Raw genomic sequence first — 25,847 nt, 5'->3', positions numbered from 1 at the left:
CGTCGGTGTCGTATGGAATCGGCGTCGCGCAGGTCGGCGACGGGCAGACCGGTGCCAGTGCCGGTCACGCGGCGAGGCGCCAGTCGAATCGGGCACGGCCGCCGAGGCGGGGCGTGCGGGCGGGGTCGATGTGGGCAGGCGGGATGAACCAGACGGTTCCTCCCGTGCGGCGTCGATTCGGGCGATCACCTCGGGCGCCGGGTGGTGGGTCGATCCGGATCTCCCACCCGTCGTTGTGCACACGGTGATGACAGGTGGTGCAGAGCAGGATTCCGTTGTCGAGGTCGCTGGTGCCGCCTCGCGACCACCACGTGAGGTGGTGCGCTTCGGCGTACGCGCCCGGGAGTCCGCACGAGGCGCATCCACCGTCGCGTTCTTCGAGCGCCCGGCGCTGAGCCCGGGTGAAGGCGCGCGAAGCGCGGCCGAGGTCGAGCACCTCGCTGTCGGACCCGAGCACCACCGGGATGATCTCGGCCTTCGCCGCCAGCCGGCGGGCGGCGCCCGCGTCGATCGGCTGGGCGATCCCGTCGATCTGCGCCACCCCTGCCCCGGTGGTCAAGGCTTCCAACGGCACCCGCACGATCACCGTGGTCGTCTCCAACGGCAGGGTCGGCTCATCGCAGCCCAGGGCGTGCCGGCAGAGGTCGGCGAGCGCATCGGCGCGCAGCTGCGGCAGCGTGCGCGTCTCCTCCATCACCGGGCCGACGGCGGACGCGTCGCTGGTGGCGCCGCTGCATCCCGCGCCGGCCGAGCCCCCTCCGGTGCTGTCACCCGCACTCTCGCCCGCAGCTATCTCGTGACGGTCGTCGCGACCGTCCGCGCCAGGGGCACCGGCTACGGGGTGGTTGTGACCACGGCTGGTGCGCAGGATGTTCGTGACGATTCCTTCGAGCGCGGCGACGATCGGTGCGCCGGTCTCGGGGTCGAAGTCACCATCCAGGTGGATCGCACCGTTGGTCTTCTGCGTGATCCGCAGGCCGCGTGCGGCGCGTAGATCGTCGAGACGCGGTTCGAGGCCGTCGGGGTCGAGGTGCGCTTCGGCGCGTCGCAACAACAGGTTCAGTTCGCTGAGTGCCAGCAGCGGCGCCCGCTCGACCAGCGTCGCCTCGGCGGCATCCACATTCTCACGCGTTACGCGTGGCGGGAGCTTGTCGAGCATTGCCGTGATCGCGGCCGCTGCCGCAATGCTGATCGTGCCCGCCTGCAGTGCGCGCTGAACGTGGGGGTGCTTGCACGGGGCGCGGTGGCCGGAGAACGTCGATCGCTCCTCGGTCGCCTGCCCGACCTGGATGAGCCGCGCCGCGTCCCCCGCATGCCCACCCGTCGTCGCCGAGATGAGCTTGACTGCGGTGCGGTGCCCGGTCTTGCGTGACAGTCCGTCGGCTCCGAGCTCCGGCCGGGACCGGTCGGCGATACCTGCGGCGACCCTGACGTGCAGCGCGTCCGCTTGGCGTCGCACGACAGCGAGCGCCTCGTTCACGGCAAGGAGGCCGGCATCCGTCATCGCATGGACGTCCTGCTGCAGGTCGCCGCACCCGGATGCCGGCAGGGCCGCCGCCCACGCCGCCTCGAGCACGGCCAAAGCCTGCGCGATGGCTGCGGTCGGACGGGAGGTCATGCCTATAGTCAAACAGACGTTCGACCCGTTGTCTAGTATTTTTGTTCTATTTCTTCCGTCACATCGCATGTTTCCCGGGTCGGACGCGATGATCAGCCGTCAACACGGCGAAGCGGATATCGAATTTTTGGACTAGTCCATACGTCCCAGAAGCCGAGACGCCGGAGCATCGGGGTGTTGGACGTCTTCACGCAGCGGCTCCGAGATGCGCAGCGACGGCACGACCGAACGCGCCTCGACGAGCCGCCGGGATCCGCTGCCACCACCCCGCGAGGCCGACCGCGAACGCGAGCGTCACCTACGCGAGCGAAAATGATGCGCGCATGTGACCCAGTTTCGCGCACGCGCGAAGCCACGCACACGATCGAGCCTCAGTGCTGCTTGGCCAGGTCGCCGTAGAGAGTGAAGATCGGCAGGTACAGCGAGATGACCATCGAGCCGATGACGACGCCGAGGAGCACGATCAGGATGGGCTCGATGGCGGACGAAAGCTGCTCGGTGGCGGTCTCGACCTCGTCCTCGTAGAAGTCCGCGATGCTGGCGAGCATCTCCGACAGGGTGCCCGATTCCTCCCCGACCGCGACCATCTGCGGCACCATTGCGGGGAACACGGCGGCGTTCGCCAGCGGCCCGGAGAACGACTTGCCGGCGCGAATCGAATCCTGGATGTCGCGCACGGCCTCCTCGATCTTCCAGTTGTTCGACGCCTGCCCGACGATCGAAAGGGCCTGGATGATGGGGACGCCCGCCGACAGCATCATCGCGAGGTTGCGGGTGAAGCGTGCGACGGCCATCTTCGTCGTCAGCTGCCCGAAGACCGGCAGCCTCAGCTTGATCGGATCCCACCGCTTGCGGAACGCATCCGTGTGGCGGTTGCGCATGTACCAGATCCACAAGAGGAGCGATGCGACGATGAGGAGCGGCAAGATCCAGAACATGTTGTGAGAGATGGTGACGAGGATCTGGGTCGGCAAGGGCAACGACGAGCCGAGACCCTTGAACATTTTCTCGAACACGGGCACGACCCACGTGACCATGACCAGCACGCCGATGATCGCGATACTCAGCACGATGATCGGATACGTCACCGCCGACCGGACCTTGTTATGGAGCTCCGCCTCCTTCTGGTAGTTCTCCGCGATGGAGGTGAGCGCAGGCCCGAGAAAGCCGCCCGTCTCCCCGACCCGCACGATCGAGACCATCAGGGGTGGGAAGACCTTCGGGTGCAGCGCGAGCGCCGCCGAAAACGATGACCCTCCTTCGACGTCCGCGGCAACAGTCACCAGCGCCTGTTGAAGCCTCTTATCGCGTGTCTGCTCGGTCAGGATGGTAAGCGTCCGCATGAGCGGCAGGCCGGCATTGATGAGCGCCGCCATCTGCCGAGCGAACACCGCCAACGACTTCGCGCCGACCGTGCCACTAAGACTCGGCATGTTGAGGTCTCGACGCAGCCCCGTCTTGGACAGAAGAGTGACGTCCAACGGGGTGAGGCCCTGCGCCTTCAGCTTGGTGACGACCGATGCCTCGGTCGGCGCCTCGAGGGTGCCTTTGACGGTCGTGCCGCTCGACTGGTCGATCGCGCGATACGTGAACTCCTGGACCACAGCCATTTCAGACCCCCCACACGGGCACTTGGCGTTCGCCGTGCTCGGCCCACGCTTCCACGTCGACTTCCTGCGGACGAATGTGCACACCGTCGAGCGTCTTGGGGTCGGCGGCGAAGGCACGGGCCACCTGCACCGCGATCTCACCGTCCTGCACGAGACGTTTCAAATCTTGGTCGAGCGTATGCATACCGAGTTCCGACCCGGCCTGCATCGCCGTCACCAGTTGGGCGACGTGCCCCTCGCGAATGAGGTTCGCGACGGCCGGCGTATTGACGAGAACCTCGGTGGCGATCGTGCGGCCCTCACTCTGTGAGAGCGGCAACAGGGTCTGGCTGACGACACCCTGCAGCGTGTCGCCGAGCTGCGTGCGGATCTGGGCCTGCTGGTCATGCGGAAAGACGTCGACGATACGGTTGATCGACTTCGCCGCGCCCTGCGTGTGCAGTGTCGACAGCACGAGGTGACCCGTCTCTGCGGCGGAGAGGGCTGCGGAGATCGACTCGGGATCACGCAGCTCGCCGATGAGGATCACATCCGGGTCCTGGCGGAGCACCCGCCGCAACGCCTCGGAGAACGATGCCGTGTCGACCCCGATCTCTCGCTGGTGGATGAGCGACATCGCACTCTCGTGGTGGAACTCGATCGGGTCCTCGATCGTGATGATGTGCGCCGGCCGCGTGTGGTTGATGATGTCGACCATCGAGGTGAGGGTCGTGGATTTGCCCGAACCGGTCGGGCCGGTGAGCAGCACGAGCCCTCGGGGCTTCAGTGCGAGGTCTCGGCAGATCTCCGGCGCGCCGAGTTCTTCGAGCGTGTAGACGCGCTCGGGGATGAATCGCAGGGCAGCCGCGAGCGAGCCCTCTTGCCGATACGCGTTCACGCGGAAGCGAGCGAGACCGGGCGCGTTGTAGGCGAGGTCGACTTCACCGTGACGATCGAGTGAGGCGCGCTGCGTTTCGCTCATGACGGAGAAGATTGCCTGTGCCAGCCACTCCAGAGTGAGCGCTGCTTCGAACCCCGGGATCGGCATGAGGTCGCCGTCGACGCGCATAAGGGGTGGCCGGTCAGCCGTCAGGTGGACGTCAGAAGCTCGACGACGCCCGGCGGCGGCGAGGAGCCGATTGAGTTCGGAGTCGATCACTTCGCTCCCTTCGTGGTCGGCGCTGTCACACCGTCGACGAAGGTCAGCGCCGTGACGTTCGCCTGAATGCCGGTGCCATTCTGCGTCACCGTCGAGGTGATGTTGCTCAGCAGACGCGGACCGGCGCGCAGTCCGTCAAGGAACGCGGTGACCTGGTTCATGTCCGTGGCTTTGATCGTGATCGCGAAATCGATCTGCGTCCGTGTCTGGCCGGTCGCAGTCTGGCCGCCAGCGGCCGAGGTCGCACCTGTTGCCGCATTCGTCTGTGCTGTCTGCGCGTTCGACTGGTCCTTCGCCTGCTGCGCATCGCCGACCGTTCCACTCGCGGTCGCACTCGGCGCAGGAGTGGGATTCGAGGTCGCCTTCTCTTCGCTCAGGGTCGTTGGGCCTGTGCGCACGACGAAGGCGGTCTGGGTACCTGCGGTGATGGTCGCGATCGTGGCTCCGGACGATTCCGAGGCACGCGCCACCACGTCGAACACATCATCGAGCTGCGGCGCGGCCGGGATCTGCACTCGGAGCGTCGCCACCGCGGCATCCGTCGCGGACTTGTTCTGTTTCGCCTTATTCAGCGCATCCACCTGTGCCTGATACAGCACGTTGGTGTGCGAAACCTGGTCCGCCTGGGCATTGACTCCGAGCGCCTGGGTGACCAGCGGCATCGCGACGAGGAAGATGCCAAGGGCTAGCACGGCGACCGAGACCAGGATGCCGATGAGATTGATGATCTGCTTCGGCATCACTTCGCCACCTTCGTGTCGTACTGGCCCGAGTAGATCGTCTGGTTGAACGTCACGCTGAGCTCGTACTGGTACTGACCGACGACCACATTGCTCGCGGTCACGGCCATACCATCCGCCGCCATCACCCCGGAAGCGCCGCGAACGGCGCGGACCGTTGATGCCATGTCCAGAGGAGTGGCGCTGTTGACCGTGAACGTGCCAACCAGACCCACAGCGGTCTTCGGGTCGCTGCCCGTCACCGGGTTACCGCCCGAGGTGACGTCGAACCCGGTGAGCGTCGTGCCACCCGGAAGCGCACTTGTGACAGCACCGATCACGGGCGCCCACGCGAAGTCGGAGCCCATGGCCTGCGCACGGAACTGCGTGAGCTCGCGCTGGCTGGCGAGTGCACCACTGACGTCCGAAAGCCCGACCAGTTCGGTCACGAGCTGGTTGGTCTGCGCCTGCTCTGCGGCGAGACGCTCATTGGCCACCCAGGTCAGGCCGAACGCGGCCGCGATGATCATGCAGGCCACGAGGATCGCGCCGAGCACGCCCCACATCCACTTGCGGCCGAGTGCCTCACGTTCGCGGCGGTCGGTCTCGGACCGCGGCATGAGGTTGACGCGTGGGACTCCCGCGTAGGCGGGCTCAAGTCTGCGGGCCATCAGCGGTCCTCTCCGAGTGCGATGCCGACGGTGGAGACGAGGTTCAGCGAGAGCTCACCGGCCGGGGCTGCTCCCCGCACCTGAGCCACAGCATCCACCCCGATCGCGTGGACCGGGATATCGATGGCCGCAGCGAGAGCGCCGGCCATGCCGGGAACGGCCGCGCCTGCCCCGCTTACGATCACGCCGGCGAGAGGAAGCGCGCCCTCGCGACCGGCGTAGAACGCCAGGGTGGAGCGCACGCGCGCCACGACGTCGTTGATCGACGGGTCCGGTCCAGATCCCCGTGCTTGTCCTCTCGTGCGGGGAAGGATGCCGCTGGTCGAGAGCGGCGCGGCAGCCGTCGCGTCCGCCGGCAGTCCCGTATTCGACCCTGCAGATCCCTTTTCCGAAGGCGGTGTGGCAGGCGCCATGGCAAACAGGGCTTCGAGGTCGGCGGCGCTGGTCTGCGCGGGCGCCGGGGCAGCGACCTGCGCGGCCGGAGTGCTGACCGCTCCGCCGGATGTCCGAAGGACGGCCGCCGTCGGCACATCGACCGGGATGAGGCGGACGAACTGCGGCACCCCTCCGCGGGCCACCACGACCTGGGTCGTGTGGTCGCCGATGTAGACCATGGCAATCGTCGCTCCGGGGTTGGCGATCACCGCCGACGCGCGAGCCAGTCCGAAGGCCGTCAGATCGACGCCCACGACGCGCAGCTTCGTGCGACCGAGGGTGGTGATGATCTGCTCGATCGTCTCGGAGACCGCGGCAACCAGCAGGCCGTGCACCTGGTCGCCGTCTTGCCCCAGCGGATAGAAGTCGAGCACGGCTTGGCTCACCGGCACGGGCAACAGGTCCTGCACCTGGTAGGGCAGCGCCTGCTTCAGCAGATCAGGACGCATCGCCTGGGTGGAGTATTCGCGCACGAGGATGCGCCGGCTCGCCACGCCCAGGGTCACGTCGCGGCTCTTGATCCCCGCGCCCGACCACAGCTGCCGGATGGCGACCGCCACCGCGCCCTGGTCGACGACCTCGGAGTCGCGCGCGGCGTCGGGCGGCAGAGGTACCTCGCCGTATGCCACGATCTGCGGCTTGCGTCCGCCGGCGACCTCGACGGCGCGCACGCTCTCCTCGGTGATCTCTATGCCCACAGCGGTCTTCGCCATGTGCGCCTCCCCACGTCTCGTGTTCCCCATTGTCACTATCGCTCACCTCGACCATGTCGAGGGGCGAAGTCATGTGCCCGTCAGCATCCCGACGTACCAATTCGCTATCGGCTGCCCGAAGAAAATGCCCACCCATGCGCCGGCGAGCATCCACGGCCCGAACGGGATGGCGGTCTTGCGCCCGGCTTTGCGGAAGACCATGAGCCCGATGCCGAAGAGTCCGCCAAGCACGAAGGCCGCAAACGATCCGATGATGAGCGCCCCCCAGCCGAGCCATCCCAGATAGATGCCGACGACACCCGCGAGCTTCACGTCTCCCCCGCCCATGCCGCCGGGGCGGATGACGCGCAGGAGGAAATAGAAGGCGTACAGGATGACCATCCCCGCCCCCGCGCGGACGAGCGCTGCCCAGTCGTTCGTCAGGGTAGCTGCCGCGGCGAAGAGGATGACGGCAACCACGTAGCTAGGCAGGACGATGGCGTTCGGCAACCGCTTTGTGTCGAGGTCGATCAGGGTGAGGACGATCGAGATCGCCGAGAAATACAGGAAGGCGACGAGCACAAGCCAGAAGGCGATGCTGTCGGCTCCGCCGCCAAACGCCGAGGCTGTGTTCGCAGTCAATCCGACATTCGAGCCCAGCCTGGTGATCGAGCCTGTCGAGATCCCGATGGCGACCCACGCGATGAGTGCGAAAGAGACGCCGGTCACCAGTTCGACGATCGGATATCGCGGCGAGATCGCCTCGCTGCATTCGGCGCACTTTCCTCGCAGTGCGATCCACGAGAGAACAGGGACGTTCTGCCACGGCTTGATCGGTGCACCGCAGTTCGGACATCTGCTGCCCGGCACGATGGACATCCCTGCCGGCACGCGGTAAGCGACGACGTTGAGGAACGAACCGATCACGAGCCCGAAGAGGCCGGCGAAAAGGACGACGAAGGTTGTCAGAGCAGGGGAATCGGCAGTCACGCGCTACTGCTCCGTTTGAACAATGAGCGAGCCGAGCTTCTGAGTGACCGTCGTGTCATTGCCGATGCCGCCTGGTCCCTTGATCTTGCACCCCAGGCTGGGCAGCGCACTCGGCCACGACATCGTCTGGCACGTGTACGCCGATCCCGAATGGAAATTCGTCGTGTCGTTCGTGTATAGCTGGCCAGAGAAGCTCGCCGTCACAGTGCCGTTCAGCCCGCAGGGCGAGTAGATCATGATGTGCAAGTTCGGGCTGATCGTCCCAGCAGTGCCGAATCCGTCGGCCGCATTCATGGTCCCCGTACTGCCACATGTGGGCTGAGGGGCTCCGTCCGCGTCGCGGTCGTCCAGATTGCCATCGGAGTGGATGAACATCAGCTGGTGGACGGTCGAACTGGTGAGCCCGCTCACGTTGATCGTCATCGTGTTGTTCGGGCCCGTGATAATCGCGACATCTCGGGTAATGGGGCTCGCGGTCGACAGATTGAGATTGGTTGCCTTGGTACAGCTCGTGAAGTCCAGTACGAGTGGAGTCGTGCCCGAGGTGATCAGCGGCTGAACGTATGCCGTGGCAGTGCCGGCGTTCTTGAGTGCGCTGCAGTCGCCGTTGGTGATCGTGCCCCACCCCGATGTGTTGTTCAGATCGATCCACCTCGTCGCTGCGAGGAGCCAGTCCAGCGTCGGCACAAAGGTAGGGTCGGTCCCCGTGTTCTGGGTGACGGCGCCGGTGGTCCACGCGGAGGCCACGCTCGCCGTTGTCTTCGACGTGACGGTGCCCCCGACCTTGCCCGCGCCGCCGCCTCCGGCCTTGAGCGTCACCGTGCCACCGGCGCTGATGTTTCCCGCGATCGTAGGGCTGCCATCGGCCGTGAAGTCGACGTAGCCGTTCGTGGTGATGCTGCCGGTGCTGCCGTTCGGGACGTTCGCATTGACCTTCCACGCCAGCGAATTACTCGAGACGTATCCGTTCGACCACACATCGCCGTTGATGGTGCAGTTGTTGCTGAAGCTGACCGTTCCGGTCAGCACGTAGAGATCGCCGTCCAGAATGCCGTTCTGCAGACATGACCAGTCGCCGTTACGAAGCACAAGATCCCCGGTGTAGTGCGCGACGCCCTGCGAGACGCTCCCGGAGAAGTAGGTCACGACCCCGCCAGGGACATTGGTATAGGTCGCGGACCATCGATACACGGAGTTGATCGTGCTCGTGGAACCGTCCGGGCCCGTACCGGTCGATTGGATCAGCACATACGTGGTGTCCTTCGTCGGACAGGTCTTCGTGAGTCCCGTGGGCGACGATGGCTGGGAACCCGTCGTCGTATAGGCCTGGGACGTGAACTGGGGAGATGTACTCGTTGCGCTCATTCCACTGCAGGCATTGACAATTTGGGAAACAACCTGATCGCGACCGGATTCGGCCGCAATGAACGCCTGAGTCGTGCTCCTATTCGTACTATTCGCTTGAATTGTGAACAGGACCGTGGCCGCGATTGTGCTGGCGATGATGAATCCGAGCAACATGACCACGACGACCGCCACAAGGGCGATACCCTCGTCGCCGGCGTGGGCTTCTCGCAGGCTTCGCTGCCACTTCGATATCACCAACATGGTGTCGTCACCCCTGTCGTCGGCACGCGCATCGCCGCTTCACCCGCGAAAGAGACAGGCGCCGAATCCGTATCGATATCGAACATGTACGTCACTGTCACCCCGTCGGTTGAGAAGAATGGATTTCCGGAATGCTGGACGACTTGACCTTGCCAGGCCTTCGGCCACGTTGTCACGTCAGTCGTCGGAAGCGCGCCAGATCGCTGAGTCATGTAGACAGCTCCTCCCGTGAACCAGAACCCCTGGCACGCCTTAGAACCAGGCTGGGTGGTGTGAACACGGAGCATGGTGCCGTCGCTCGAGACGTCGATCGCCTGCGCGTTCCTGACGGCGCGTTCGATGCTCTGACCGATCAACTGACCTCTATCAGTGGCCTGGCTCGTCGTCGTCACATCGTTTTGCGTGGTCCATGAGTTGACGAGAATCGTTGCAACGGCACCCCCAAGGATGCCGACGAGCACGATGACGACGACAAGTTCAACCAGGGTGAACCCGGCTTCGTCTGCACGATCATGATGCCGATTGGTCATGGCACGTAGACCAGAGCATTTACGGAAGCCAACGTAACTCCGCCCTGAGCAGCCTTCAGGTCGAGTGAAACTGCGGAGCCGGACGCACATGTTCCGACGGTGCCAGAACTCGTGATGGTCTTGCCTCGGCCGTCCGTGAACGTGGCCGGCGTCGCGACCGAAACAAGCGTCGCGCAGGTGGGCGTGGTTCGTGCCTCCTCGACGAGCCCGTTCAGATGTCGCGTCGCGGTGGCGACGGTCGACTGCGCGGCGGAGAATCGGATGCCGTTGACAAGGGCGGGAAGGATTGCGACAGCGATGATCGCGAGCAGGAAGAACGCGATGATCACTTCAACGAGGCCGAAACCCTCGTCATCGGGCTTGCGCACCAACATTCGGCTCCCCAGCTGCGAATGGAAAAGGGCGGGAGTCCAGTCTAACCGGACCCCCGCCCCAATTGGATCTAGAGCTCTAGCAGCCCGGGCCCGACTTGCCGGTCTTGCCGTCCTTCGAGGCGGTGACACAGAAGTTGTCGAGCGTCGTACCGCTGGTGTTCATAACCCATCCTTCGTTGGTGAAGTTGGTGAACGTCGGAGTGCTACCCTGAGCGGTTGCCGTAGCCCACTGGGTGGCCGCGTTGGCCGCAGCGGTGTCAGCGGCGCTCTGCTTGGCCTGGTCCTGGATGTTCAGGAAGATCGGGATAGCGATCGCGGCAAGGATACCGAGAACGACCACGACGATAATGAGCTCGATGAGGGTGAAGCCCTCTTCGCCGGTCTCTTCGTACTTGCGCCGCTTGGCGGCTTCGATGTAGTTGCGGACGGTAAGCATTCGCTTGACTCCCCAGGACGTGATGAACATGGCGTTCGCGCGGGCGTGGCGACGCATCGGGCCACCGGAGCCCGGTGGTCAGATGCGTCGTTCGCCCCCCAGAACGAGATTTGCGGCTTTCCCCAGCGGTTGACCGCATCCCCACACAGGATTCTCGGGGAGTACGTCGCATGAGGTCAACGCAAGACGGCTCAAGTTTTGCTCAGCATTCCGGACGCCAACCTCAGTTCGCCTCCTCGACGTGAGTCGCGAAGCCCGCGATGCTTAGGATCGCAAGTTATGGGGACAGCGAACTGGGGTTCATTGCTGCTCGCGTTCGTGGCTGCACTGATCGTGATCGGGTTGCCGGGTGCCCTCATCGCAGTAGCGCTGCGGCTTCGAGGCCTGTGGCTAGCCGCGGCAACACCCCTCCTCGGGTTCACCGCCATAGCGGTCGCATCCGTCTGGAGCGCGGCGACCGGAGTGCGCTGGGCCTGGTGGACGGTTCTCGCCACGGCGCTCGTGATTGCGGGAGTCGCGTTCGCGTTCATGCTTACGATCCGTGACACGAGAAAGTCCCCATTAGTGGGATGGAGGTGGGCCCCGGTAGTCGCTATCGGCTCTGGCGCCTCGCTTATCGGGTATAGGCTCATCATCGCAATTGGAGAGCCGGATAGATTCGATCAAGCAGGAGACAACGTCTTCCACCTCAACGCGGTGAGGTGGGTGCTCGATCATGGAGACGCTTCCCCCCTCCATGTCATGCGGGGGCTCGACCCTCTTTCGGTCGTGAGCTTTTACCCCACGACGTGGCACGCCACAGTCGCGCTAGCTTGCCAACTGTCGGGGGTGGCGATCCCGGTGGCATCGAACGCGTTGCTCCTCCTGGTCGCGTGTCTCGTGTGGCCCACTGGCGCCATCTTATTGGCGCGCACGCTATTCGGCGCGGCGACCGTTCTCGTTGTCGCGGCCGGAGCGATCTGCAGCGGATTCGCCGTATACCCGCTAATCCTCCTTCCCTATATGGGTACCTACCCCTTGTTCCTCTCCGTAGCGATGCTCCCTGCATCCATCGCAGCTCTCGCGGGATGCCTCGGCCTTGCACGCGTTTCGGTTCCTTCGCTAGTCGCTCTGGCGCTGTCGATTCTTTTCCTCCCGGGGATCGTGGGCGCGCACCCATCCGCAGTGGTCATGCTGATTGTGATGGCTCTTCCCATGGTCTACGGCGCGCTCTGGGCGCAGCGTAGCGCGCGGAGAATCACATCCAGTCGCGCGATCCTGGTCGCAATCCTTTGCCCGGCCATTGCCTTCGCCGTGATCCTTCTAGCGAGAACCGGATTTGCGCAGTCGACCACGTGGAAATCATCAACAGCACAAGCGATTGGCGAAGCCGTCCTTGGAGGGTTCGCCGGTCAACCTATCCCGCTCGTTCTGTCCGTATTGACAATCGTCGGAATCATCGCGGCTATTCGACTCAGCGGCTTGTCGGGTTGGGTCGCCACCGGCATCTGGGCGCTTACATGCGCCGTCTACATCGCGGCCTCCAGCAACTATGACTTCGTCCGGCTACTCTTCACAGAGCCCTGGTATGCGGACGCGATGCGTATCGCAGCCTTCACACCCGTTGCCGTTATCCCGCTCGCTGCGCGGGGCGCGGAGTGGCTTTGGGTATGGAGCTGTCGGCACGTGGACTTCTCCACGCACCCCGCACGATTCCGGATCGCAGAGGTCGCAGCTGCGCTGATACTGTCGTGCACAATGGTTCAATCTTGGGCTGCACAGAATGCGACCAGGTTCATGCAGTCGATGTTCACGCCCACCGACAATCAATACGTATCGCCGGTTGGTGTATCGGCCGACGATCGTACCCTGCTCGCCCGAATACCGTCTTTAGTCCCGGCTAATGCGGTGATCGCCGGCGACCCATGGACGGGGGCGAGCTTCGCTTTTGCCCTCACCGGACGCCAGGTACTTGTACCCCACATGCTCGCGCCGATTACGGGCCAGACGAAGGTCTTCCTCGATGGGATCTCAACCTCGAGCGCGAATGGACCCGCCTGCAGGGCCGCAAAGAAGCTCGGCGTCGATTGGGTCCTCGAACTGCATGGTGGAAAGACCCTGCCAAGCCGTCCGCAATACCCAGGTCTGAAGCAGCTCGAAAACTCGCCGAACATGGAGCTGATCGATCGCGTCGGCGACTCTTCGCTTTACAAGATCGTCGGGTGCAGCCTGGGCTGAGGGCTCGGCCAACAGCAGTTCGCTAGGACCGTCTCAGCCGTTCGGCCCAAAGTGGCACGGCGACACTGAGGCTGTCGGCGAAGCGAGGCTCGGGTGGCGGAGGATCTGCTCGGGGTCGCGGCATCCATCGCCCCCTCGGGGTGCGTCTCTTAGCGTGGTGTCAATTCCTGCGGGGTCCTCGTGGTTGTTGACGTAGATGGGTCATCGTGGGAGGACCCTGTCTGTTTCCGCCAAGAAGCAAGAAGAGATCCCACGATGACCCACACCCAGTCTGCCTTGACGACCCTGATCGCAGAAGTTCTCGCCGACCCCGACCTCGCGCATTCGGACGTGTTCCGGCGGATGCTGCAGGCCGGCCTGCAGGACCTGATCGACGCGGAAGCGACGGTCAGGATCGGTGCCGCCCCGCACGAACGCACTGCGGAGCGGACCACCCGCCGCAACGGGACGCGTCCGAAGACGCTCGCGACCCCGGCCGGGGAGGTCGACCTGCAGATCCCGAAACCGCGCGAAGGCTCATTCTTCCCGTCGCTGCTGTCCCCGCGGCGCCGGGTCGACAAGGCCCTCTACGCGGTGATCTGCCAGGCCTGGATCGACGGGGTCTCCACCCGCAAAGTCGACCAGCTGGTCCGGGCGCTGGGCAACGACACCGGCATCTCCCGGTCCACGGTGTCCCGGATCTGCGCGGAGATCGACGAGTCGGTGCACGAGTTCCTGCATCGCCGGATCGATCACACCTGGTTCCCGTACCTGTTCCTGGACGCCACCTATCTCGATGTCCGGGTCCGCGGCCATGTCGTCTCCCAAGCCCTCGTGGTGGCCACCGGGGTCAGCGGGGAGGGGCGGCGGGAGATCCTCGGGATGGCGCTCGGCGACGCGGAGACGATCGACTTCTGGACCGAGTTCCTCCGCAGCCTCCGCGACCGGGGGTTGAAGGTCGCCACCGACGCCGACCCGCTCGGGGTGACGCTGGTCACCAGTGACGCGCACGCCGGCATCAAGAACGCGGTCAAAGCGATCCTGCCCGGATCCGGGTGGCAACGATGCCGGGTCCATTTCGCCCGCAACGTCACCCAGCGCCTCGGCTCTGCACGCTCCAAGCCGGTCAACGCGCTGATCTCCACGATCTTCGCGCAGACCACCGCCGAGGCGGTGGTCGCGCAGTATCACCAGGTCACCGACAGCCTCCGCTCCTCGTTCCCGGAGATCACCGTCATGCTCGAGGCCGCCGAACCCGACCTCACCGGGTTCGCGGTGCTGCCCCGGGAGCACTGGCAGAAGGTGTGGTCGACGGATGAAATAGTCAAGTCCTCGCGGGTGTGGTCTCCGTCTCGGGGGTGGGGTGGAAGTCGATCCGGTCGGCGCCCGCCGGCCGGGATGGTTGCCAGCTTGCGACGAGGCGTTCGTAGGCCTGCTCGCTCTTCTGGACCAGTTCTCGTTCGAAACGGCGCAGCTGCTTGTCGTTGTAGTCGTAGCCCGCTCCGCGGCGGGAGTCTCTCGGGGCGCCGGCGGCCAGCTCGAGTTTGCGGCGCTTGAACGCGACCAGGCTGGGCCGGGCGAACGCGTAGTCCTCGTCCTTGGTGACCAGGTGCCAGGCGAGCACGAGCATCTTGCGCGCGGTCGCGACCACGGCGATTTGGAACCCGCGCCGGTTCTTGACGCGGTGGTAGAACGCCCGCAGCGGTCCGGGTGCTTTCGCCGCGACCCATGCCGCCTCGACCAGCATCCCTCTCGTCGACGCACGTCCCGTCTTGGTGATGTGGGAGTGGATCGCCGGTGAGTTCCCCGACTGCCGGACCTTCGGATGCAGCCCGAGATACGCCACGAGCTTGTCGGGAGACTCGAACCGGGAGAAGTCGCCGACCGCGGCGATGATCGATACCGCGACGATCACGTCCACGCCGGGGATGGTCATCAGCCTGCGCACCGCCTGGTCGCCGACCACCTGCTGCGCGATCGCCCGGTCCGCCGCGGCGAGCTCGGTGTTGAGGAAGTCGAGCTGTCGCAGCAGCGACGTGACCGCGTCCTGCTCGTCCTTCGGCAGCGGCAGCGTCTCGAGCCATGCCCGTCCGGTCTTGCCGAACAGGTCTGTGGCAGGTGGCCGCGGCATCAGGTTCCGGTGCAGCACCGCATGCACCCGGTTCTTGGTCTGCGTGCGCTGTCTGACCAGACTCGCTCTCGCCGTGCTCATCCGTCGCAGCATCGCGGTGCGATCATCGGGCAGCCAGACCGGTGGCAGGAAGTCCACCGCGAGCAGCTGCGCGAGGATCCTCGCGTCGACCTTGTCGGTCTTGATCTTCGCTTCCGCGATCGCACGCGTCTTCAGCGGGTTGGACACCACCACCCGTCCCGCGTGTTGTGACAACAGTCCAGCGATCGCGTCACTGTTGCCCGTCGCCTCCAAAGCGACCTGATCATCCACGGTCAGCTGAGCAGCCCACGCCCGCAGCGCTTCCGGCCGGCAATCCACCCTGCCGGCATCGACCACCACCCCGGCCTCGACGATCGCGATCTGCGCGAAGTCGCGGTGCACGTCCAAACCGATGAATCTCGGCATGATGCGTTCCTCTCCCCACTCGTTCTTTGAGGCGGGAAAGGGTTGGGCAACCGACACCTACGGATTCGCGCTCACGGCGCAGCCGGACAAGTCGCAAGGGCGGCCATCTAACAATTCGGGCGCTCAGCCCATCGATCAAGAACGGCCTGCCCATACCGATTTCCCTAGGAGCCCCTGTTCCGGACGGTCTCACCGTAGAACCAAGCCCGAGGACCCAGCCAGCCAGACGAACACGTGAGGCACCCACGACTTTCATACCCGGTAACAACCCCACCGAGCGGCTGAACCGGGAGATCAAACGTCGCGCGGACGTCGTGCAGATCTTCCCCGACCGCGACTCCGTGACCCGCCTGATCGGCGCGGTCCTGCAGGAGCAGCACGAGGAATGGCAGTACGGGGAACGCCGCTACTTCTCCGACACGTCCATGCGCCGGCTCGTCCACACCCTCCACGACGACACCGAACACCCCCACGCCGAGCTCATCCTCACCGCATAGCCCGAGTTACACCACGAAAAGGGACTTGACCCCCCCTCGTCCGATCGTGACTCAGTGGGGCGGTCGCCTCCTCCGCCAGCACGGCGATCGCGCCATCGGGTCGCACGATACAACCTCAGCCGGGCGTCCGCCGCCGCCGGGCTCGCCAGTCGCTCGGACGACAACCTTTCGTCATCCTGAATGGGGTGAACGCCCGATGTGCTCTCGGCGGCAGCGGCGTAGGGTCCGAATCGTCTGAGCCGGCGAATGGCTCGGCCGCGAGGTCGGGGGACCTCGAATCACAATCTGGGGAGTTCTTATGAACACGCGCAAGTTCGTCGTGGTCGCGGCTTCGGCTGCTCTCGCATTGGGAATGGGGATGGCAGGGCCTGCGGCGTTCGCCGCGGCGGGCGGAACGGGCCATACCGTGACCCAGACCTTCCACCAGCACGGAACCTGGGTCGAGCCGGGCGACACCGACTTCTGCACCGGGCAGACGATCGCGCCCACCATCACCGGCAATGAGGTGAGCCACGTGACGTACTTCACGGGCAGTGACGAGGCGTGGGGCACGTTCACCGAGACGGGCAGGGCGACAGCGGTGATCAACGGGCTCACGTGGAGCGGCAAGATCACGATCTGGGGCAACTTCAACGTCAACCAGAAGAACCACAACAACACGTTCACGGCCACGTTCAAGCTGTCAGCTACGGACCCGCAATCGGGAGCCGTCTACACGGAGATCGGTCACGAGACCATGCACATGGGCTGGAACGCCGTCTCCGACCAGCCGGTCGTATCGTTCGACAAGATGTGGCTCACCTGCAACATTCCGAGCTGACCAGTTCGAGCGATGAAGGATGCGGGCGCCCTCGGGCACCCGCATCCCTCTTCAGGGAAGCAGTGCCGCCCGCAGGAACCGGTGGAGCAGCTCGGCGTACTCCTCGAGACCCCACCCCGCCCGGTCGACGAACGCGGGATAGAGGTCGGCGGTGGCGACCATCAGGATGTCGCGCGCGTGATCGGCCGTGACGCCCGGCCGCAGATGACCGCCGTCGACGAGGTACGCGGCGTTGTGCGCCATGCGGTCGGCGCGCGCGGCGTCGATCCGCTCGAGCAGCCGCGCCGCATCCGGGTCGGACACGGCCGCCGTGCGCACGAGCCGGTACACGGGGCCGGCGAGCGGTGAGACCTCAATGGCCATGCGGCTCCAGTGGCGGAGGATCTCGTCGGGGGTCGCAGCATCCATCGCCCCCTCGTCCGAGCGCGACTCGGCGGGGCGGTCGCCCTCCCCCGCCAGCGCGGTGTTCCAAATCGCCTCGACAAGACCCGCGCGACTGCCGAACGCCTTGTAGACCGTCTCGGGTGAGACGCCGGCGTCGGCGGCGATCTGCGCCATCGTCGTCGCGTGGTAGCCCTCGGCGAGGAACCTCTTCCTCGCGGCGGCGATGATGCCTGCGCGACGCTCGGCTGCGGCGGCGCGGCGACGGCTCGCGTCATACCGCCTCTTGACTTCGTTGCCGGTCACGCGCACCATGATAATAGATACAGGGATCTGTATCAAATATAGGAGGTCTCGGATGGATGACGTCATCGATCGGATCTGCGCGGCGACGAACGCGCATGACCTGGATGCGCTCGTGGACTGCTTCGCCGACGACTACCGGCTCGAGATGCCGGTGCATCCGTCGCGCGACTTCCGCGGCAACGCGCAGGTGCGCACCAACTGGGCGCAGATCTTCGCGGGCGTGCCCGACATCCGGGCGGAGATCATCGCGCGCGCGACCGACGGCCCGCTCCGATGGACGGAATGGCGGATGTGGGGCACCCGCCGCGACGGCGCGCCACATGACATGCGGGGCGTGGCGATCTTCGAGGTCGCGCAGGACGGCGACGACGAACGGGCGCGCGCGTGCCGGTTCTACCTCGAAACGGTCGAGTACGACAGCGGCAGCGTCGACGAGGACATCCGTCGCCGCGTACGAGCATGATCACCATCATCGGCGGCACCGGCCGGCTCGGTCGGCTGGTGGTCGCCGAACTGGCTGCACAGGACCTCGCTGTACGCGTCGTGGCGCGGAACCGGCCGGCCGGGGGCGACGGAGTCCCGTTCGGCGGTCTCGAGGTCGGCGGTGTCGAGTTCGTGAGGGCGGATGTGCGGGATCCGTCGACGATCGCGGCCGCGGTCGCGGGCTCGACGGTCGTCATCTCGGCGATCAACGGCCTCGACCCCGCGGCGGGCCAGTCCCCCGCCGACGTCGACCGCGACGGGAACCTGCGACTCATCGCCGCCGCACGGGATGCCGGGGCGCACCTCGTGCTGATGTCGATCATCGGCGCTCGCGAGGACAGCCCCATCGAGATCGCCCGGATGAAGGCGGAGGCCGAGCGAGCCGCCCGCGAGGGCGACGGGCTGGAGTGGACGATCATCCGTGCCGCGGCCTTCGCCGAGCTGTGGCGAGACGTGCTGCGGCAGACCGCCGGCCGGTCCGGGAGGCCCACCGTGTTCGGCCGCGGTGAGAATCCGATCAACGTCGTGTCGGTCGAGGATGTCGCGGTGGCCGTCGTCCGCGCGGCGCTCGACCCCGCACTGATCGGCGCGGTGATCGACGTGGGCGGACCGCGGAACGTCACCATGAACGAGCTCGCGACGTGGGCGACGGGGTCGACGAGGCCCCGGCATATCCCGCGAGTGATGCTGCGCGTCGGCGCGGCCCTTTCCGCTCCTCTGCGCCCCGCGATCGCGCGGCTCATGCAACAGGCCCTCGCCATGGACACCGCCGATCTGACCTTCGACCCGTCGCGCATGCGGGCCGCGTACCCGTGGCTGCCGTGTCACGACGTGGTCGGGGAGGCTGCCCTCAGCGTCTGAAGGCGCGACCCCTCGACAAGCTCGGGGACCGGGAGTGGGCTCGGGGACCGGCGGCGGGGGCGGGGGCGACCCCTCGACAAGCTCGGGGACCGGGAGTGGGCTCGGGGGGGCGACCCCTCGACAAGCTCGGGGACCGGGGGGCGACCCCTCGACAAGCTCGGGGACCGGGGGTGGGGGGCGACCCCTCGACAAGCTCGGGGACCGGGAGTGGGCTCGGGGGGCGGGGGCTACGCGTCGAGGACCTCGAGGGAGACCACTGCGATGTCGCCGAGCGCGAGGGACTCGGCATCCCGCACCGCCCTCTTCAGCGGGAGCACATAGGCATCCCGCCCGGGGAAGATCGACGTGGTCCAGGTGGAGGCGCCGATGCGGGCGCGCACGCGCACCGATCCGAACCCCCGCCGCGGCCGCGGGATCTCACGGATCTCGGCACTCAACTCGGGCGGCAGCGACGTGAAGAACCAGGAATCGGTGCGCGCATCCCAACGCCAGACCTCCCCCTCGAACTCGATCAGCATGAACGCGAGAGTACCGCCGAGGTCGGACGTGGGGCGTTTCGTCTCGCTTCGCTCGCTCAACGACCGGGAAGGGTGGGCGGGCGTTTCGTCTCGCTTCGCTCACTCAACGACCGGGAAGGAGTGCTTCGCGGTAGGTTACGGTCCTGTCAGTAAGTCCGCCATCCCTCGACGGAGAGGAACAGCATGACCCCCACTCCCCACCCCCGGCCGCGCCGGATCGCCCGATGGGCGACCGCAGCGCTGGCAGGCGCAGCCCTCGTCGCGGCATCGCTGATGTCCGCCGGCGCCGCTACCGCGGCTCCGCCCCAGAGCGTCGACCCGATGCATCCCGATTTCGGTCCCAACGTGACCGTCTTCTCGCCGGACACTCCCTTGTCCGAGGTGAAGACGACGTTGGGCGACATCGCCGACCAGCAGCGCAACAACGAGATGGGCACCCAGCGACAGGCGGTCTACTTCCTGCCCGGCCAGTACGGCACGGCGGCCGATCCGCTGCAGTTCGAGGTCGGCTACTACACCGAGGTCGCCGGTCTCGGGCAGAACCCCGACGACGTCACGCTCACCGGCGCGATGGAGGTCTACAACCGCTGCCTCGCCAATAACGGCACGGCGAACTGCCTCGCGCTCGACAACTTCTGGCGCACCGTGTCGAACCTCGCCCTGCACATCGACAAGGCGGGCCAGGACGGATGCCGGCAGAGCGCGAACTTCTGGGCGGTGTCGCAGGCCGTCTCGATGCGGCGCCTCGACATCTCGGGCGCGAACGTGTCGCTCATGGACTACTGCACGGCCGGTCCGCAGTACGCGAGCGGCGGCTTCATCGCCGACTCGAAGCTGCCGTTCACGATCAGCGGCTCGCAGCAGCAGTGGCTCACCCGCAACAGCGTGCTCGGCGGCTGGTCGAACGGCGTGTGGAACCAGGTGTTCTCGGGCGTCACGGGTGCTCCGGCAGAGACGTTCCCGTCGCCCAACCCCTACACCGTGGTCGACAAGACCCCGATCAGCCGTGAGAAGCCGTACCTGTATGTCGACGCCGACGGTCGGTGGAACGTTCGCGTGCCCTCGACCCAGACCTCGACGTCGGGCGTCTCGTGGGCGAACGGCGTGACGCCGGGGCGCAGCATCCCGATCACCGACTTCTACATCGCCAAGCCGGGCGACGCGGTGTCGACGATCAACGCGGCGCTGGCGCAGGGGAAGAACCTACTGCTGACACCGGGCGTCTACAACATCGCCAAGACGATCCAGGTCAACCGCCCCAACACGGTGGTGCTCGGCATGGGGCACGCGACGCTCACGTCGGTGGGCGGCGCGACGCCGCTGCAGGTCGCGAACGTCGACGGCGCGATCGTGGCCGGTGTGACGTTCGACGCCGGCACGACGCTGTCGCCGACGCTGCTCCAGGTCGGGCGGCCGGGCGTCGGCAAGCCGATGGATGCGTCGAACCCGATCACGCTGAGCGACGTGTACTTCCGCGTCGGCGGGCCGCACATCGGCAAGACGACGACCGCGCTGAAGGTCGACGCGAACAACGTGCTCATCGACCACACCTGGGTGTGGCGCGCGGACCACGGACTCGAGGGCTTCACCAACGGCGTGAACGGCGACACCGACCGGTGGAACACCAACACGGGAACGACCGGTGTGATGGTCAACGGAGCGAATGTGACTGCGACCGGCCTGTTCGTCGAGCACTTCCAGACGTACAACGTGCTGTGGAACGGCAACGGCGGCCGCGTGATCTTCTTCCAGAACGAGCTGCCGTACGACCCGCCCACGCAGGCGGACTGGACGCAGCCCGACGGGACACTCGGCTACCCCGGCTATGCCGTCGGCGCGGGCGTGACCACGCACGAGCTGGACGGCGGTGGCGTGTACGTCTTCAACGAGAACAACCCGTCGATCGTGACGGCGAACGGGTTCTCGGTTCCGGACGCGCCCGGGGTCGTGCTCAACCACATCATGACGGTCAACCTCTCGGCGGGCACGATCCAGCACGTCGTCAACGGCGTCGGCGGTCAAGCGGACACCACGAAGATCGGGGTGCCGCAGGACGTCGTGAGGTATCCGGCGCCGTAGGCGCCTGTGGTGTAGGACCGGCCTCGGGGTGTCGCCACCCCGGGGCCGGTTCTTCGTGCGGGGTTGGGTGGGGGCGGCCCCTCGACAGGCTCGGGGACCGGAGGGGCGGGGTGCGGGGTTGGGGTTGGGTGCGACCCCTCGACGGGCTCGGGGACCGGAAGGGCGGGGGGCGGGGTGCGGGGGCGGGGCGCCGGGGGGCGGGGGCGGGGGTCAGCGGCCGGCGGCGAGGAAGAGGCGGCCGGCCCCGGTGATCGTGAGGGATGCCGCGCCGGCCACGAGTGCGAAGGAGCCGCGGGGAAGCCGCATCCATTCCTCGCCCGTGGCGAGGTCGAACTCGCCCTCGACCACCATGGCGATGCCGGCCGCGGCGATGTCGGCGCGTGCGTCGCCGGTGACGGCGTAGAGCTCGAAGCCCGCGGGCGGGCGGTAGGCGACGATGCTGTTGCCGAGGCGGTCCGGCTGCAGGCGCGGCGCGCGGCCGGGGGTGAAGTCGAGCACGCGGCGGAGCTCGGGGACGTCGATGTGCTTGGGCGTGAAGCCGCCGCGCAGGACGTTGTCGCTCGGCCCCATGATCTCGACGCCGAGGCCGAAGAGGTACGCGTGGATGTTGCCCGCCGGCAGCCACAGCGCCTCGCCCGCAGCGAGCGTCGCGTGGTTGAGCATGAGGGCGACGGGGATGCCGGGATCCCCGGGGTACTCCTCGACGAGGCGGTCGAGGAGCGCGAGATCGCGGGCGTGCGCCGCGGCGATCGGCTCGTTGTGCGGGTCTGTGGAGGAGACGTCGGCGAGCAGGTCGACGAGGCTGCGGGATTCCGGGTCGCCGGAGAGGAGCCAGACGAAGGCCTCCTCGATCGAACGCTCGACGCGCTCGCGCCAGGCTCCGAAGACCGCGTCGGGCGCGCGGAGTTCGAGCGCGTCGATGAGGGAGAGCACTTCGTCGACCGGCCGGAACCCGCAGAGAGCCTCGAAGCCGTCCTCGAGGGCGACGATGACCTCGGGCTTCGCGTAGGGGTCTTTGTAGTTGCGGACGGCGGCGTCGCGCGGGATGCCGGCGGCTTCCTCGCGTGCGAAGCCCTCGGCCGCCTGCTCGTCGGTCGGGTGCGCCTGCAGGGAGAGCGGGTGCGCAGCGGCGAGGATCTTCAGCAGGAAGGCGAGCCGGGTACCGGATGCGGCCTCCCACGCGTGGAGGTCGGCGGGCTGCCCGTCGCCGTCGACGATGCGGCTCGGCGAGAGGGGGTGCGCTCCGAGCCAGAGTTCGGCTTCCGGGGCATCGGTGGCGTCTCGGCCGAGGAGTCGCGAGATTCCTCCGGGCTGCCCCCACGCATAGCCGCGCGGGTCGTTGTCGATCGGGATGAGCATCGGCGCAGGCATGATGCATCCAGTCTCGCCGATGAATCCGTGAGCCGAGTGCAGAGAGGATGGGGTTCGCTGTTCACCGGCCGACATGCTGCGTCGCAACTCGATCAGAAGGGGGGTCGCTGCTGGGTCGTGTCGCGCGGATCGATGAAGCGGTGCGGATCCTCGGTCGAAGAAATATTCGTCGAAAGGTGCGCGATCGAAGGTTGACATGCATCCAGATTAGTGTTTATGTTCGATACATGCAAGTGCGACCTTCGAAGATTCCGGCGATGACGCTGCGCGGATCATGGCTGTGGATGCGGGGTCTCGCCGCGCGCAAGCATGGCGACGAGGCGTGTGATGCGGTTGGCCCGCGTGGTGGGCGTCGCCGCCGTCGACACGCGATGCAGAACGGAATATCGGTTCGCCGCGTTGAGGCGCGTGAACAGCTCGGACGCGGCCGGCTCCGCAGCGAGCGCGGCAGCGAGGTCGTCGGGAACCTGCGCCGTCGCGGGGCCGGAGTAGGCACGCGCCCACCGGCCGTCGGCCTTCGCACGGTCGATCTCGGCGTATCCGCGCGGGCGCATCCGGGCCTCCTCGACCAGGCGCTCGACGATGCCGACGTTGCGGGCCGACCAGAGCGAAGTCGGGCGGCGCGGAGTGAACCGCTGCAGAAAGGTGGCGGAGTCCAGGCTCGCCTTCTGCCCGTCGATCCACCCGCTGCACAGTGCCTCGTCGAGCGCCTGGGCGTACGTGAGCGTCGTGGGCGTGGTCGTGCCCTTCTTGGCGAGGAGGAGCCAGACCCCGTCGGAGGTCTCCTCATTGTCGTCGAGCCAGCTCCGCCACGCTGCGAGATCGGCCACGACGAACGGTTCCCTATCGACCATCCGGCAATGCTAGCCACGACCTGCGACAGGCCCGCCGGACCGCCGCGTCGAGGACCCGCTCAGCACCTCCCCCGGCACCGACCGCCAGCGTGCCGGGAGCGCCCGATACGCTCCATAGACCTGCACCGAGATCTTGACCGCCCTTCGCGTAGACCTGGGTCCATGGACCACGCCTCGGGACGGGACGAGCGTCCGGATGCGCGTACCCGCCGATGAGAGGTGCACCATGAGACGACCTGCCTTGACCGCGATGACGGCGACCGCCGTCCTCCTGCCCGCGCTGCTGCTCGCCGCCTGCGCGGGCGCGACGCCCGAGCCGTCCGCCGCGGGTGCCACGGCATCCGCGCATGCGACGCAGACGACGCCCTGCGTCGCCGACCCCGAGGCCGTCGCCACGCGGCAGCCCACGGCGCAGATGGATGGGCCCATGATCCCCGAGACGGCATCCCTGCTCGATCGCACCGTGGCCGCCGCGCTGCCTCAAGCCGCTGCTCCGGGCGCCGTCGTCGCCGTGCGGACCCCGACCGGCACCTGGATCAAGGCTTACGGCGACGCCGATCCCGCCACGGGCGCAGCCATGACCGACGACGTCTACCAGCGCGTCGGATCGGTCACGAAGACCTTCACCGGGACGATCATCATGCAGCTCGCCGCCGAGGGCCGGCTCACCCTCGACGACCCCATCGACAAGTACGTGGACGGCATCCCGAACGGATCGAAGGTCACGATCCGCGAGCTCGCGAACATGACCAGCGGGCTCGCCAGCTACACGCTCGACGAGCATTGGCAGAAGGTCTTCTTCGACGACCCGCACGCCGTGTGGACGCCCGATCAGCTCGTGGACATCGCGCGCAACCTCGACCCGCTCTTCTCGCCCGGCGAGAAGTTCGACTACTCCAACACGAACACGATCCTGCTCGGCCAGGTCATCGAGAAGGTCACAGGCGAGTCGTATGCGGATGCACTGCGGACGCGGATCTTCGAGCCGCTGAGACTCGACGGCACGTCGTTCCCGGGTCTGTCGGCCGCCTTCCCCGACCCGCACGCGCAGGGATTCACGCTGCAGGCGAACGACGCGACACCGGATCATCCGGTGAACGCGACCGACTGGAACCCCTCGTGGGGGTGGAGCGCCGGCGAGATCATCTCCGACGCCCGCGACCTGCTCGTCTACGGACGAGCGCTCGGCACCGGCCAAGGACTGCTTCCGGCGTCCATGCAGGAGCAGCGCCTGACGTCGTTCCCGAGCGGACGCGAAGCGCCGAGCTACGGATTCGCTCTGGGATGCTCGGCGGGCTGGGTCGGTCACACCGGAGAGCTCCCCGGCTTCAACACGACCCTGTACTACCAGACGGATGCCGACATCACCGTGGTCGTCATGGTCAACAGCGACATCGCATCCGGGTCGTGCACGCAGAGCGCCCTGCTGTCAGAGAACGATGAGACGATCGCGTGCTCACCGCCCGCGGCCCGCATCTTCACCGCGGTCGCGTCGGCGCTCGGACGCCCCTTCGTGATGCCTCCGCAGCGGTAGGGCGGGGCCGCATCTGCGCGAAACTGGGTACATGCCCGTCATCACCGCGGTGCTCGGCGACATCACGACACAGGACGTCGATGCGGTCGTCAACGCCGCCAACAACGCGATGCGCGGCGGCGGCGGCGTCGACGGGGCGATCCACCGGGCGGGCGGACCCGCCATCCTCCGCGACTGCATCGAGCGGTTCCCGCACGGCCTCGCCACCGGCGACGCGGGCTGGACGATCGGCGGCGAGCTGCCCGCGCGCTGGGTGATCCACACCGTGGGGCCGAACTACTCGGCCGGCCAGCGCGACCGCGGGCTGCTCGTCTCGTGCTACCGGCGCTCGCTCGAGGTCGCCGACGAGCTCGGCGCGCGCTCCGTCGCCTTTCCGCTCATCAGCGCCGGCATCTACGGGTGGCCCCGAGAGGATGCGGTGGCCGCTGCCGTCGAGACGCTCTCGCTCGTGCGCTCCTCGGTCGAGGTGGTGCGGATCGTCGCGTTCAGTCGCGACATGCACGGCGACGTGAGCGCGGCGCTCGGCGCGTGACGCTGCCGGCCGACGG

General features: G+C 66.9%; 23 protein-coding genes and 2 pseudogenes. 9 read left to right on the top strand and 16 right to left on the bottom strand.

Going from position 1 to position 25,847, the window contains the following annotated elements; all coding sequences use genetic code 11:
• Positions 1-64 precede the first annotated feature (64 nt).
• The 11 genes from SM116_RS07685 to SM116_RS07635 form a co-directional block, all read right to left on the bottom strand.
• Positions 65-1,618: an HNH endonuclease gene (locus SM116_RS07685; RefSeq protein ID WP_320943857.1), complete on the bottom strand. Its 1,554-nt coding sequence runs from the start codon at positions 1,616-1,618 to the stop codon at positions 65-67.
• 371 nt (positions 1,619-1,989) lie between these two features.
• Positions 1,990-3,228, bottom strand: a complete 1,239-nt coding sequence (locus SM116_RS07680; RefSeq protein WP_320943856.1) for a type II secretion system F family protein — start codon at positions 3,226-3,228, stop codon at positions 1,990-1,992.
• A 1-nt stretch (position 3,229) separates the two neighbouring features.
• Positions 3,230-4,366, bottom strand: coding sequence for a type IV pilus twitching motility protein PilT (locus SM116_RS07675; protein WP_320943855.1), 1,137 nt, complete (start codon positions 4,364-4,366; stop codon positions 3,230-3,232).
• Positions 4,363-5,106 carry a hypothetical protein gene (locus SM116_RS07670; protein ID WP_320943854.1) on the bottom strand — a complete coding sequence of 248 codons (744 nt, stop codon included), beginning with the start codon at positions 5,104-5,106 and terminating at the stop codon, positions 4,363-4,365. Before SM116_RS07670 ends, SM116_RS07675 begins: the two co-directional genes overlap by 4 nt.
• Entirely contained in the window at positions 5,106-5,756 is a 651-nt protein-coding gene (locus SM116_RS07665; RefSeq protein WP_320943853.1) for a hypothetical protein, read from the bottom strand. Before SM116_RS07665 ends, SM116_RS07670 begins: the two co-directional genes overlap by 1 nt.
• Positions 5,756-6,904, bottom strand: a complete 1,149-nt coding sequence (gene pilM / locus SM116_RS07660) for a type IV pilus biogenesis protein PilM (protein WP_320943852.1) — start codon at positions 6,902-6,904, stop codon at positions 5,756-5,758. Before pilM ends, SM116_RS07665 begins: the two co-directional genes overlap by 1 nt.
• Before the next feature lie 69 nt (positions 6,905-6,973).
• A complete protein-coding gene (locus tag SM116_RS07655; protein WP_320943851.1) occupies positions 6,974-7,873 on the bottom strand; it encodes a prepilin peptidase in 900 nt (299 codons plus the stop codon).
• Between the two features lie 3 nt (positions 7,874-7,876).
• Positions 7,877-9,412, bottom strand: a complete 1,536-nt coding sequence (locus SM116_RS07650) for a hypothetical protein (protein ID WP_320943850.1) — start codon at positions 9,410-9,412, stop codon at positions 7,877-7,879.
• A 59-nt stretch (positions 9,413-9,471) separates the two neighbouring features.
• Positions 9,472-10,011, bottom strand: a complete 540-nt coding sequence (locus SM116_RS07645) for a prepilin-type N-terminal cleavage/methylation domain-containing protein (protein ID WP_320943849.1) — start codon at positions 10,009-10,011, stop codon at positions 9,472-9,474.
• Positions 10,008-10,379 carry a type IV pilus modification PilV family protein gene (locus SM116_RS07640; RefSeq protein WP_320943848.1) on the bottom strand — a complete coding sequence of 124 codons (372 nt, stop codon included), beginning with the start codon at positions 10,377-10,379 and terminating at the stop codon, positions 10,008-10,010. Before SM116_RS07640 ends, SM116_RS07645 begins: the two co-directional genes overlap by 4 nt.
• Before the next feature lie 82 nt (positions 10,380-10,461).
• Positions 10,462-10,878 carry a type IV pilin protein gene (locus SM116_RS07635; RefSeq protein WP_320943847.1) on the bottom strand — a complete coding sequence of 139 codons (417 nt, stop codon included), beginning with the start codon at positions 10,876-10,878 and terminating at the stop codon, positions 10,462-10,464.
• Between the two features lie 261 nt (positions 10,879-11,139).
• On the opposite strand from SM116_RS07635, the gene SM116_RS07630 reads away from it, so the two are divergent.
• Together SM116_RS07630 and SM116_RS07625 are read left to right on the top strand one after the other, a co-directional pair.
• A complete protein-coding gene (locus SM116_RS07630) occupies positions 11,140-13,038 on the top strand; it encodes a DUF6541 family protein (RefSeq protein WP_320943846.1) in 1,899 nt (632 codons plus the stop codon).
• Positions 13,039-13,293: 255 nt separating this feature from the next.
• Positions 13,294-14,355: pseudogene (locus SM116_RS07625) on the top strand (IS256 family transposase); the annotation flags it as partial.
• Here SM116_RS07625 and SM116_RS07620 read toward each other — a convergent pair.
• Positions 14,342-15,577 (bottom strand): IS110 family RNA-guided transposase, encoded by a 1,236-nt coding sequence (locus SM116_RS07620; protein ID WP_320944126.1) that lies wholly within the window; start codon positions 15,575-15,577, stop codon positions 14,342-14,344. The pseudogene SM116_RS07625 and the gene SM116_RS07620 sit on opposite strands and share 14 nt — an antisense overlap.
• 281 nt (positions 15,578-15,858) lie before the next feature.
• Here SM116_RS07620 and SM116_RS07615 point away from each other — a divergent pair.
• A pseudogene (locus SM116_RS07615) lies at positions 15,859-16,092 on the top strand (transposase); the annotation flags it as partial.
• Positions 16,093-16,390: 298 nt separating this feature from the next.
• The gene (locus tag SM116_RS07610; protein ID WP_320943845.1) at positions 16,391-16,912 is read left to right on the top strand and encodes a hypothetical protein; all 522 of its coding nucleotides are present in this window, start codon (positions 16,391-16,393) and stop codon (positions 16,910-16,912) included.
• Positions 16,913-16,963: 51 nt separating this feature from the next.
• On the opposite strand, the gene SM116_RS07605 is transcribed toward SM116_RS07610, so the two are convergent.
• Entirely contained in the window at positions 16,964-17,599 is a 636-nt protein-coding gene (locus SM116_RS07605) for a TetR/AcrR family transcriptional regulator (protein ID WP_320943844.1), read from the bottom strand.
• 52 nt (positions 17,600-17,651) lie between these two features.
• Between SM116_RS07605 and SM116_RS07600 the strand changes: the two genes are divergently transcribed.
• Complete coding sequence (locus tag SM116_RS07600; protein ID WP_320943843.1) at positions 17,652-18,062, top strand: nuclear transport factor 2 family protein; 411 nt, start codon at positions 17,652-17,654, stop codon at positions 18,060-18,062.
• Positions 18,059-18,943 (top strand): SDR family oxidoreductase, encoded by an 885-nt coding sequence (locus SM116_RS07595; protein WP_320943842.1) that lies wholly within the window; start codon positions 18,059-18,061, stop codon positions 18,941-18,943. The genes SM116_RS07600 and SM116_RS07595 overlap by 4 nt, the downstream gene beginning before the upstream one ends.
• A 227-nt stretch (positions 18,944-19,170) precedes the next feature.
• Here the strand turns inward: SM116_RS07595 and SM116_RS07590 are convergent, their stop codons facing one another.
• Complete coding sequence (locus SM116_RS07590; protein ID WP_320943841.1) at positions 19,171-19,461, bottom strand: DUF1905 domain-containing protein; 291 nt, start codon at positions 19,459-19,461, stop codon at positions 19,171-19,173.
• 183 nt (positions 19,462-19,644) lie between these two features.
• On the opposite strand from SM116_RS07590, the gene SM116_RS07585 reads away from it, so the two are divergent.
• The gene (locus SM116_RS07585) at positions 19,645-21,540 is read left to right on the top strand and encodes an adenylyl cyclase (RefSeq protein WP_320943840.1); all 1,896 of its coding nucleotides are present in this window, start codon (positions 19,645-19,647) and stop codon (positions 21,538-21,540) included.
• Between the two features lie 210 nt (positions 21,541-21,750).
• Here the strand turns inward: SM116_RS07585 and manA are convergent, their stop codons facing one another.
• Positions 21,751-22,911, bottom strand: coding sequence for a mannose-6-phosphate isomerase, class I (gene manA / locus SM116_RS07580; protein WP_320943839.1), 1,161 nt, complete (start codon positions 22,909-22,911; stop codon positions 21,751-21,753).
• A 272-nt stretch (positions 22,912-23,183) separates the two neighbouring features.
• Positions 23,184-23,765 (bottom strand): YdeI/OmpD-associated family protein, encoded by a 582-nt coding sequence (locus SM116_RS07575; protein WP_320943838.1) that lies wholly within the window; start codon positions 23,763-23,765, stop codon positions 23,184-23,186.
• A gap of 226 nt (positions 23,766-23,991) precedes the next feature.
• On the opposite strand from SM116_RS07575, the gene SM116_RS07570 reads away from it, so the two are divergent.
• Together SM116_RS07570 and SM116_RS07565 are read left to right on the top strand one after the other, a co-directional pair.
• Positions 23,992-25,299, top strand: coding sequence for a serine hydrolase domain-containing protein (locus tag SM116_RS07570; RefSeq protein WP_320943837.1), 1,308 nt, complete (start codon positions 23,992-23,994; stop codon positions 25,297-25,299).
• A 31-nt stretch (positions 25,300-25,330) separates the two neighbouring features.
• The gene (locus tag SM116_RS07565; protein WP_320943836.1) at positions 25,331-25,831 is read left to right on the top strand and encodes an O-acetyl-ADP-ribose deacetylase; all 501 of its coding nucleotides are present in this window, start codon (positions 25,331-25,333) and stop codon (positions 25,829-25,831) included.
• Positions 25,832-25,847: the final 16 nt, after the last annotated feature.

The organism is Microbacterium rhizosphaerae (assembly GCF_034120055.1).
Lineage (GTDB): Bacteria > Actinomycetota > Actinomycetes > Actinomycetales > Microbacteriaceae > Microbacterium > Microbacterium rhizosphaerae.
This window is presented reverse-complemented; position numbering and strand designations above follow the sequence as displayed.

Coding starts and splice junctions, on each gene's coding strand:
- SM116_RS07685 (WP_320943857.1), bottom strand. CDS start 1,618: ATGACCTCCCGTCCGACCGCAGCCATCGCGCAGGCTTTGGCCGTGCTC.
- SM116_RS07680 (WP_320943856.1), bottom strand. CDS start 3,228: ATGGCTGTGGTCCAGGAGTTCACGTATCGCGCGATCGACCAGTCGAGC.
- SM116_RS07670 (WP_320943854.1), bottom strand. CDS start 5,106: ATGCCGAAGCAGATCATCAATCTCATCGGCATCCTGGTCTCGGTCGCC.
- SM116_RS07665 (WP_320943853.1), bottom strand. CDS start 5,756: ATGGCCCGCAGACTTGAGCCCGCCTACGCGGGAGTCCCACGCGTCAAC.
- pilM (WP_320943852.1), bottom strand. CDS start 6,904: ATGGCGAAGACCGCTGTGGGCATAGAGATCACCGAGGAGAGCGTGCGC.
- SM116_RS07645 (WP_320943849.1), bottom strand. CDS start 10,011: ATGACCAATCGGCATCATGATCGTGCAGACGAAGCCGGGTTCACCCTG.
- SM116_RS07635 (WP_320943847.1), bottom strand. CDS start 10,878: ATGCGTCGCCACGCCCGCGCGAACGCCATGTTCATCACGTCCTGGGGA.
- SM116_RS07610 (WP_320943845.1), top strand. CDS start 16,391: ATGAACACGCGCAAGTTCGTCGTGGTCGCGGCTTCGGCTGCTCTCGCA.
- SM116_RS07600 (WP_320943843.1), top strand. CDS start 17,652: ATGGATGACGTCATCGATCGGATCTGCGCGGCGACGAACGCGCATGAC.
- SM116_RS07595 (WP_320943842.1), top strand. CDS start 18,059: ATGATCACCATCATCGGCGGCACCGGCCGGCTCGGTCGGCTGGTGGTC.
- SM116_RS07590 (WP_320943841.1), bottom strand. CDS start 19,461: ATGCTGATCGAGTTCGAGGGGGAGGTCTGGCGTTGGGATGCGCGCACC.
- SM116_RS07585 (WP_320943840.1), top strand. CDS start 19,645: ATGACCCCCACTCCCCACCCCCGGCCGCGCCGGATCGCCCGATGGGCG.
- manA (WP_320943839.1), bottom strand. CDS start 22,911: ATGCCTGCGCCGATGCTCATCCCGATCGACAACGACCCGCGCGGCTAT.
- SM116_RS07575 (WP_320943838.1), bottom strand. CDS start 23,765: ATGGTCGATAGGGAACCGTTCGTCGTGGCCGATCTCGCAGCGTGGCGG.
- SM116_RS07570 (WP_320943837.1), top strand. CDS start 23,992: ATGAGACGACCTGCCTTGACCGCGATGACGGCGACCGCCGTCCTCCTG.
- SM116_RS07565 (WP_320943836.1), top strand. CDS start 25,331: ATGCCCGTCATCACCGCGGTGCTCGGCGACATCACGACACAGGACGTC.